The sequence below is a fragment of the Oceanibaculum pacificum genome (assembly GCF_001618175.1).
GTDB lineage: Bacteria > Pseudomonadota > Alphaproteobacteria > Oceanibaculales > Oceanibaculaceae > Oceanibaculum > Oceanibaculum pacificum.
The window spans coordinates 1-7,901 of the sequence record NZ_LPXN01000044.1 but is presented as its reverse complement, the minus strand read 5'-3'; the positions used below and the strand labels follow the sequence as shown (position 1 = coordinate 7,901).

The 7,901-nt window shown below is 67.1% G+C and carries 7 protein-coding genes; 5 read left to right on the top strand and 2 right to left on the bottom strand.

Annotated elements, in window-relative coordinates:
• The first annotated feature begins 113 nt into the window (after nt 1-113).
• Nucleotides 114-1,334 carry a 5-aminolevulinate synthase gene (gene hemA, locus AUP43_RS03750; RefSeq protein ID WP_067552894.1) on the top strand — a complete coding sequence of 407 codons (1,221 nt, stop codon included), beginning with the start codon at nt 114-116 and terminating at the stop codon, nt 1,332-1,334.
• Here hemA and AUP43_RS03745 read toward each other — a convergent pair.
• Nucleotides 1,331-2,776, bottom strand: a complete 1,446-nt coding sequence (locus AUP43_RS03745) for an amidohydrolase family protein (protein WP_067552890.1) — start codon at nt 2,774-2,776, stop codon at nt 1,331-1,333. The two genes, hemA and AUP43_RS03745, sit on opposite strands and share 4 nt — an antisense overlap.
• A 135-nt stretch (nt 2,777-2,911) precedes the next feature.
• Between AUP43_RS03745 and AUP43_RS03740 the strand changes: the two genes are divergently transcribed.
• Nucleotides 2,912-4,120: a class I SAM-dependent methyltransferase gene (locus tag AUP43_RS03740; protein ID WP_067552892.1), complete on the top strand. Its 1,209-nt coding sequence runs from the start codon at nt 2,912-2,914 to the stop codon at nt 4,118-4,120.
• Here the strand turns inward: AUP43_RS03740 and AUP43_RS03735 are convergent.
• On the bottom strand, nt 4,117-4,761 hold the full coding sequence (locus AUP43_RS03735) for a DUF6445 family protein (RefSeq protein ID WP_067552888.1): 645 nt from the start codon (nt 4,759-4,761) through the stop codon (nt 4,117-4,119). The genes AUP43_RS03740 and AUP43_RS03735 overlap by 4 nt on opposite strands.
• Before the next feature lie 125 nt (nt 4,762-4,886).
• Between AUP43_RS03735 and AUP43_RS03730 the strand changes: the two genes are divergently transcribed.
• The 3 genes from AUP43_RS03730 to plsY are packed head-to-tail and all read left to right on the top strand — an operon-like array spanning nt 4,887 to nt 7,793.
• Nucleotides 4,887-5,900 (top strand): aspartate carbamoyltransferase catalytic subunit, encoded by a 1,014-nt coding sequence (locus AUP43_RS03730; RefSeq protein ID WP_067552886.1) that lies wholly within the window; start codon nt 4,887-4,889, stop codon nt 5,898-5,900.
• Nucleotides 5,897-7,180, top strand: coding sequence for a dihydroorotase (pyrC, locus tag AUP43_RS03725; RefSeq protein WP_067552885.1), 1,284 nt, complete (start codon nt 5,897-5,899; stop codon nt 7,178-7,180). Before AUP43_RS03730 ends, pyrC begins: the two co-directional genes overlap by 4 nt.
• A 1-nt stretch (nt 7,181) precedes the next feature.
• Nucleotides 7,182-7,793, top strand: coding sequence for a glycerol-3-phosphate 1-O-acyltransferase PlsY (plsY, locus tag AUP43_RS03720; protein WP_067552883.1), 612 nt, complete (start codon nt 7,182-7,184; stop codon nt 7,791-7,793).
• The last annotated feature ends 108 nt before the right edge of the window (nt 7,794-7,901 follow it).

Below are 7,901 nucleotides of genomic sequence, written 5' to 3'. Positions count from 1 at the left end.
GCGTCTCGAAGCATCGGGCCGCCCACTCCACTAGCCCCGCGACATTCCGCGCGGCTGACGATACGGTCCCGGCTGCCTATGGTATGATCAAAAGAAATACCGAGGTCGCGACCATGGATTATCAGCGCTTCTTCGCCGAGCGAATCGCGCAGTTGCAGGGCGAGGGCCGCTACCGGGTCTTTGCCGATCTGGAGCGCGAGGCCGGCCGGTTTCCCGCCGCGCGCCAGCATGTCGGCGGAGCGCAGAGCCGGCCGGTCACCGTGTGGTGCTCGAACGATTATCTCGGCATGGGCCAGCATCCAACCGTTCTGGCGGCGATGCGCGAAGCTATCGACCGCACCGGCGCGGGTGCTGGCGGCACGCGCAACATCTCCGGCACCACGCATTACCATGTGCTGCTGGAACAGGAGCTGGCGGAGCTGCACGGCAAAGAGTCCGCGCTGCTCTTCACCTCCGGCTATGTCGCCAACGAGGCGGCCTTGTCCTGCCTGGCGGCGTCGCTGCCGAACTGCCTAATCCTGTCCGACGCGCTGAACCACGCCTCGATGATCCAGGGCATCCGCCATTCCGGCGCGGAGAAGAAGATTTTCCGCCACAACGACGTTGCCCATCTGGAACAATTGCTCGCCGAGGCCGATCCCGACCGGCCGAAGCTGGTCGCCTTCGAATCGGTCTATTCGATGGATGGCGACATCGCCCCCATCGGCGATATCCTCGATCTGTGCGAGCGCCATGGCGCGCTCAGCTATCTGGACGAGGTGCATGCGGTCGGCCTGTACGGGCGGCACGGCGCGGGCGTGGCGCAGCGCGACGGCGTGATGGACCGGGTCGACGTTATCCAGGGCACGCTGGGCAAGGCTTTCGGGCTGATGGGCGGTTATGTCGCCGGCTCGGACATGCTGGTGGACTTCCTGCGCTCGCATGCCTCGGGCTTCATCTTCACCACCGCGCTGCCGCCGGCGATCACCGCCGGCGCGCTGGCCAGCGTGCGCTTTCTGAAGGAAGCCGGCGGCGCCGCCCTGCGCAGCCTGCACCAGGAACGGGCGGAGACGCTGCGCGGCAAGCTGCGCGCCGCCGGATTGCCGATCATCGAGGCCCCCAGCCATATCGTGCCGGTGCTGGTGGGCGACGCGGCGCGCTGCAAGCAGGCCAGCGATTTGCTGCTGGAGCGCCACGCCATCTATGTCCAGCCGATCAACTACCCGACCGTACCGCGCGGCACGGAACGGCTGCGCCTGACCCCGAGCCCGCTGCATGACGATGCGGCGATGGATCGGCTGGTCGCGGCCCTGAAGGATATCTGGACCGCGCTCGATCTAAAGCAGGCGGCCTAGATTTCCTCCAGGCTCAGCGGCGCTATGTCCCGGCCGGTGAGGCCCTTCGGGTTGCGTTCCGGCACGCGAGCCTCGGCGCGGATCTGCCCCTGCTCCACCTGCTCGGCGGCGGCGGCGAAGTCGAAGGTCAGCACCGCGCCATTCTCGACCCGCTTGACGCCGTCGACATAGACATCGGTCACCGCCCGCTCGGCCGCGGTATAGACCAGGCTGCGCAGCGGGTCGCGCAAGGGCCGCATGATCGGATGTGCGGCATCGACCAGCACGATATCCGCCTTCGCCCCCGGCGCCAGCCGCCCGATATCCGGCCGGCCCAGCGCCTTCGCCGGGCCGATGGTGACGGCGTTGAACATGTCGGCGGTGGTGACGGCGCGGAAATCCCGGGCGTTCACCTTGGCCAGCGTGGCCGCCAGGCGCATCTCCTCCCACAGATTATGCGGGTGGGTATCGGTGCCGATGGCCATGTTCACCCCGGCCTCCAGATATTTCCCGAAATGCTCCAGCGTGTGGCCGTAGCGCGAGAACACGACCGGGCAATGCGCCACCGTCGCCCCGCTCTTGGCCAATCGGGCGAGGTCGGTGCGGCTCTCCCAATTGATCAGCGAGTGATGGTCGAGAAAGATGCCGTGGCCGATGGTCACGTCCGGCGCCAGGAAGCCGATCTCATCCAGCCATTCGATCGGCGTCAGCCCATGCCGGCGGACCATCTCGTGGAACTCGACCACGCTCTGCGCCGCATGGGTCTGCAAGGGCAGGCCACGGGCACGCGCCGCCTTCATCGAATCCTGGAACAGCTCCGCCGTGCAGGTGTCGATCTGCGCCGGCATCACGATGCCGGACAGCCGGCCGGACGGATGCGCCACCGCCTTGTCGACGATATCCAGCGCCCGGGCGTATTGCGTGCGGCCGGCTTCCTTATCCCAGACGAAATCCAGCCGGTGGCCGGTCGGCACGTCCCAGCGCGCCTCTCGGAACTGCGGCGTCACATAGGCGCGCAGCCCGCTCTGCTCCAGCACGTCGAGCCAGCCCTCATAGTTGGGCGACAGATCGGCGACGGTGGTGACGCCGCTCAGCAGCATTTCCGACAGGGCATAGGCGCAGGTCGCCTTGCTGCCGGCGGCATCGGTCTGGAACAGCGCCGTGCGGTCGTACAGCGCGCTCATATAGAGCTTCGGATTGCCCAGCTCCTCCCGTACGCCCTTGTAGGTCGGCTGGTTGTAGGGATGGCAATGGATGTTGATCAGCCCCGGCAGCACCACGCTCCTGCGGCCATCCACTTCGGTATCGGCGGGGCCGTCATAGTCCGGCCCGACATGCAGGATGTTAGTGCCCTTGAAGGCGATGTCGACGCCCCGGCGATAGACGTGGCGATTCTTCTCCGCATCCCAGGCGACGACCCAATCGGCCTTGCGGATAACGGTGGTCTGCTGCTGCGTGTCCATGAGTGTCCCCTGTCCTTATTGTCAGGCAGCATGACAAATCCCGGCAGCCGGTCCAAGCATAAGTAAGCGCGTCGGCCCTCGACCGGCTTGGCGCGCTGGGGTATGTCGAATGCCGAGGCGCAAAACGAGGCACGCATGTCCAATCCCGTCCAGGACCAGTACGAGGCCTATCCCTATCCGGGACGCAACCCGGCGGAGGAGAAGGCGCGGCTGATCACCGGCTCGCCCAGCCGATTGCTGGAGATCGACCATTACCTGTTCGGCGGGCGGCGCGACTGGACCCGGCCCTTCCGCGCGCTGGTCGCCGGCGGCGGCACCGGCGACGCGACGGTGATGCTGGCGCAGCAACTGGCCGATGCCCGCACCCCCGCGGAGATCGTCTATCTCGATTTATCCAGCGCCTCGCGCGCCATCGCCGAGCAGCGCATCGCGGCCCGCGGGCTGGCCAATGTGCGATTCCTGAACGGCTCGCTGCTGGAGTTGGGGGCGCTGGGGCTGGGCGGTTTCGACTATATCGATTGCTGCGGCGTGCTGCACCACCTGCCCGACCCGGCGGCCGGCCTCGCCAGCCTGACGGGGGCGCTGGCGCCGGGCGGCGGCATCGGCCTGATGGTCTATGGCGAGTATGGCCGCACCGGCGTCTATCCGCTACAGGCGGCGCTTCGCCAGCTTGCCGGCGACATGCCCCTGAACGAACAAGTCGGCCTCGCCAAGCAATTGCTGAAGATTTTGCCGGCGACCAACGCCTTCCGGCAGAACCGTATCCTGGGCGACCATCAGCGCGGCGACGCGGAGCTGGTGGACCTGCTTCTGCACCGCCAGGACCGGGCCTATACCGTGCCGCAACTGGCCGAACTGGCGGCCGGTGCCGGGCTGGCGGTCGCCAGCTTCATCGAGCCGATCCGCTACGACCCCGGCCTGTACCTGGCCGACCCGGCGCTGGCGAAGCGCGCCGCCACCCTGCCGGCGCTGGAGCAGGCGGCCCTGGCCGAGCGGCTGGCCAGCAACATGAAACTGCATATCGCCTATCTGACGCGCGAGGCCGGCAGCGTCGCCCGGCCATCGCCGGACGCGATCCCGCTGCTGATCGAGTGGGACGCCGCCGCCATCGCCAAATCGGTGCAGCAGCAGGGTGCGATCAAGGGGGCGTTCGACGGGCTGCCGGTCACCCTGCCCCTGCCCCGCCAGGCCCCGGCGATCCTGTCGCGCATCGATGGCCGGCGCACGCTGAGCGATATCCAGCGCGAGATGGAGAAACTGCCGGACTGGGCGGCTTTCATGACCCTCTTCCAGCCAATCTACCGGGCGCTGAACGGCATCAACCGGCTGGTTCTGCGGTTCTAGCCGCGCCGCTGCGCCTGGGGCTGCGGCGGCTGCCCCGCCTGGAAGAACAGAAGCTGGATCAGCCGTCCATCCTGCGGGCCGCTGCCGAATTCCGGGCCGCTGGTATGCCACAGCCAGGGGCGGAACAGGACGCAGCGGTTGAACTTCATCGGCAGGGTAAGAATTTTTTCCCATTTGGCGAGGTCGCGCCCGTCCTTGCCCAGCACCGTATCCACCGCCGTGGTGCGGTCGGGCATATTATAGAATTTCCGCGCTTCCTCGTCGCTGACCGGCGCGCGCTCGGTGCCGAACTCCTTGTTGCGGAAGAATTCGGTGCCGCCCTGGCAATAGTCCGGCAGGGTCAGATAGACGATGCCGGCCCACACGCAATTCTGATCGACATGGATTTCCGCCGGCCTGGGATCGCCGCCCAGCGCCAGCCGGCAGCGGCCATGCGCCATGCGGCGGTTACCCACCACCGGCTCGTGCAGGATGGTGCTGAACATCTGGTCGGTCTGCGGCGGCAGCATGGATTCCACCGAGTTGCGGCCGGAGTAATAAACCGTGCCCTCCGGCTTCGGATAGGTGAGGGCGAGCGCCTGTTGGCGCACCTCCATCGGGTTCTGGTAGAAATCGTCGATGACCATGTAGCTGAGCAGCATGGGAGACCTCGAAACGGACGGATCGCTTGGTCGCTACCCTAGCGACGGGGCCGGCCGGCTGCCACCCGAAAAAGCCTGTTGAGCGCGCTGGACGCCGCCGCCGCGCCTGCCTATAGTCCCGGCTCATGACAGCCGACAGCACCGCCCCCGCCGAGCCCTGTTCCTTCTACCGCTACCGCCATTTGCTTGGCATCGAAGGGCTCCATCCGCCCGAGATCGCGGGATTGCTGGACCTTTCCGATTCCTATGTCGAGCAGAGCCGCCGGCCGGAGAAGAAATCCGCCATCCTGCGCGGCCGCACGCTGATCAATCTGTTCTTCGAGAATTCGACCCGCACCCGCACCAGTTTCGAGCTCGCCGGCAAAAGGCTGGGCGGCGACGTGATCAACATGTCGGTCGCCTCCTCCTCGGTGAAAAAGGGGGAGACGCTGATCGACACGGCGATGACGCTGAACGCCATGCATTCCGACGTTCTGGTCATCCGGCACGGCGAATCGGGCGCGGTGAAGCTGCTGTCCGAGAAGGTGAATTGCGCGGTCATCAATGCCGGCGACGGCAGCCACGAGCATCCGACCCAGGCGCTGCTGGACGCGCTGACCATTCGTCGCCGCAAGGGCCGGATCGACGGGCTGGAAGTGGCGATCTGCGGCGACGTCGCCCATAGCCGCGTGGCGCGCTCCAACATCTATCTGCTGACCACGATGGGCGCGCGGGTGCGGGTGGTCGCCCCACCGACGCTGCTGCCCAGCAATATCGACAAGCTGGGCGTCGAGGTGTTCCACGACATGCGCGAAGGCATCGCCGGCTGCGACATCGTGATGATGCTGCGCCTGCAGACCGAGCGGATGAAGAGCGCCTATGTGCCGTCCGTGCGGGAATATTTCCACTTCTTTGGGCTGGATTACGAGAAGCTGGGCGCGGCCAAGCCGGACGCGCTGATCATGCATCCCGGCCCGATGAACCGGGGCGTGGAGATCGACACCGACGTGGCCGACGATATCGATCGTTCGCTGATCCACCAGCAGGTGGAGATGGGCGTGGCCGTCCGCATGGCCTGCCTGGACGTGCTGGCGCAGAACCACGCCGCCTTCCTGGCCGCCAAGCACAACGACCCGAAAGCCGGGACGGGCCTGAAATGACGAAGCGCATCCTGTTCAAGAACGCCCGGCTGCTCGATCCCGCCAGCAAGCTGGACCGTGTCGGCGACCTGCTGGTCGAGGGCGAGAGGATCGCCGCCCTCGGCGCGCTGGCCGACGCCGCCGCCGACAGCGTGATCGAGTGCGACGGCAAGGCGCTGCTGCCCGGCCTGGTCGATATGCGGGTGCAGATCCGCGAACCCGGCGAGGAGCATAAGGAAAACCTGGTCAGCGCCGCGCATGCGGCGGCGGCCGGCGGCATCACCAGCCTGGCGACCCTGCCCAACACCCAGCCGGTGATCGACGACCAGTCGCTGGTCGAGTTCATCGCCCGCGAGGCGCGCAAGATCGGGCTGGTGAAGATTTTCCCCTACGCCGCCGCCACGCGCGGGCTGCAGGGCAAGGAACTGACCGAGATGGGGCTGCTGACCGGCGTCGGCGCGGTCGGCTTCACGGACGGGATCAAGACCGTCGCCAGCGCCCAGGTGATGCGCCTGGCGCTGTCCTACGCCCGGACCTTCGGCCAACTGATCGTGCAGCACGCGGAAGAACCCAGCCTCACCAACGAGGCAGGCATGAACGAAGGCGAATGGGCGACCCGCCTGGGTCTGCCCGGCATTCCCCCCGCCGCCGAGACGATCATGGTGGAGCGCGATCTGCGCCTGCTGGAGCTGACCGGAAGCCGGCTGCATTTCGCGCATGTCTCGACCGCCGATTCCATCGAGGCGATCCGCCGCGCCAAGGCGCGCGGCCTGCGGGTGACCTGCGATACCGCCCCGCCCTATTTCACCCTGAACGAGGGCGCTGTCGGCGATTACCGCACCTTCGCCAAGCTGTCGCCGCCGCTGCGCAGCGAGGCCGACCGGCTGGCGGTCATCGCCGGCATCGCCGACGGCACCATCGACGCCATCGCCAGCGACCACAGCCCGCACGACCAGGATTCCAAGCGCCTGCCCTTCGCCCAGGCCGAATCCGGCGCGGTCGGGCTGGAGACGCTGCTGGCGCTCAGCCTGGCCCCGGTGCATCAGGGCAAGCTTGCCCTGCTCGACGTGCTGGCGGCCCTGACCTGCCGGCCGGCGGCGATCCTGGGGCTCAAGCTGGGACAGCTCGCGGCAGGCTATCCCGCCGATCTGGCGCTGGTCGATCTCGACCGGCCCTGGCGCATCGAGGCGGCGAAGTTTAAATCCAAATCGAAAAACAGCCCGTTCGACACGCTGCCGGTCCAGGGCCGCGCGCTGCGCACGATGGTGAACGGCAAGACCATCTTCGAGCTGGAAGCCTGAGATGGACAGCGCCGACCTTTCCTTGAACCTGCCACTGCTGATCGCCGCACTGTTCGGCTATCTGCTGGGGTCGATCCCGTTCGGGCTGATCCTGACCAAGCTGGCCGGGCTGGGCGATATCCGTGCCATCGGGTCCGGCAATATCGGTGCGACCAACGTGCTGCGCACCGGCAACAAGACGCTGGCCGCCGCGACCGTGCTGCTGGATGGCGGCAAGGGCGCGGCGGCGGCGCTGATCGCCGCGATCTACGGACCGGACCTCGCCCTCCTGGCCGGCGGCGGGGCCATACTGGGGCATTGCTTCCCGGTATGGCTGACCTTCAAGGGCGGCAAGGGTGTGGCGACGGCGCTGGGCATCCTGCTCGCCGTCGCCTGGCCAGTCGGCGTGATCGCCTGCGCGCTGTGGCTGGCCCTCGCCTTCCTGCTGCGCTATTCCTCAGTCGCCTCGCTCGGCTGCCTCGCCAGCGCGCCGCTGCTCTGCCTCTGGCTGGCCGACAGCAACCGCGCCTGGCTGGCCCTGTTCATCTTCCTGCTGGTCGCGTTCCGCCATAAGACCAACATCCAGCGCCTACTGCGCGGCGAGGAAAGCAAGATCAAGCTTTCCAAGAAGTAGCGCCGGGTATTGCCGGGTAATACCGGTGCATGGCCTTATAACTACAATCTGAATTTCATTGCTTTGCCTGATGCTTCGAGACGCCGCTGCGCGGCTCCTCAGCATGAG

Coding starts and splice junctions, on each gene's coding strand:
- hemA (WP_067552894.1), top strand. CDS start 114: ATGGATTATCAGCGCTTCTTCGCCGAGCGAATCGCGCAGTTGCAGGGC.
- AUP43_RS03745 (WP_067552890.1), bottom strand. CDS start 2,776: ATGGACACGCAGCAGCAGACCACCGTTATCCGCAAGGCCGATTGGGTC.
- AUP43_RS03740 (WP_067552892.1), top strand. CDS start 2,912: ATGTCCAATCCCGTCCAGGACCAGTACGAGGCCTATCCCTATCCGGGA.
- AUP43_RS03735 (WP_067552888.1), bottom strand. CDS start 4,761: ATGCTGCTCAGCTACATGGTCATCGACGATTTCTACCAGAACCCGATG.
- AUP43_RS03730 (WP_067552886.1), top strand. CDS start 4,887: ATGACAGCCGACAGCACCGCCCCCGCCGAGCCCTGTTCCTTCTACCGC.
- pyrC (WP_067552885.1), top strand. CDS start 5,897: ATGACGAAGCGCATCCTGTTCAAGAACGCCCGGCTGCTCGATCCCGCC.
- plsY (WP_067552883.1), top strand. CDS start 7,182: ATGGACAGCGCCGACCTTTCCTTGAACCTGCCACTGCTGATCGCCGCA.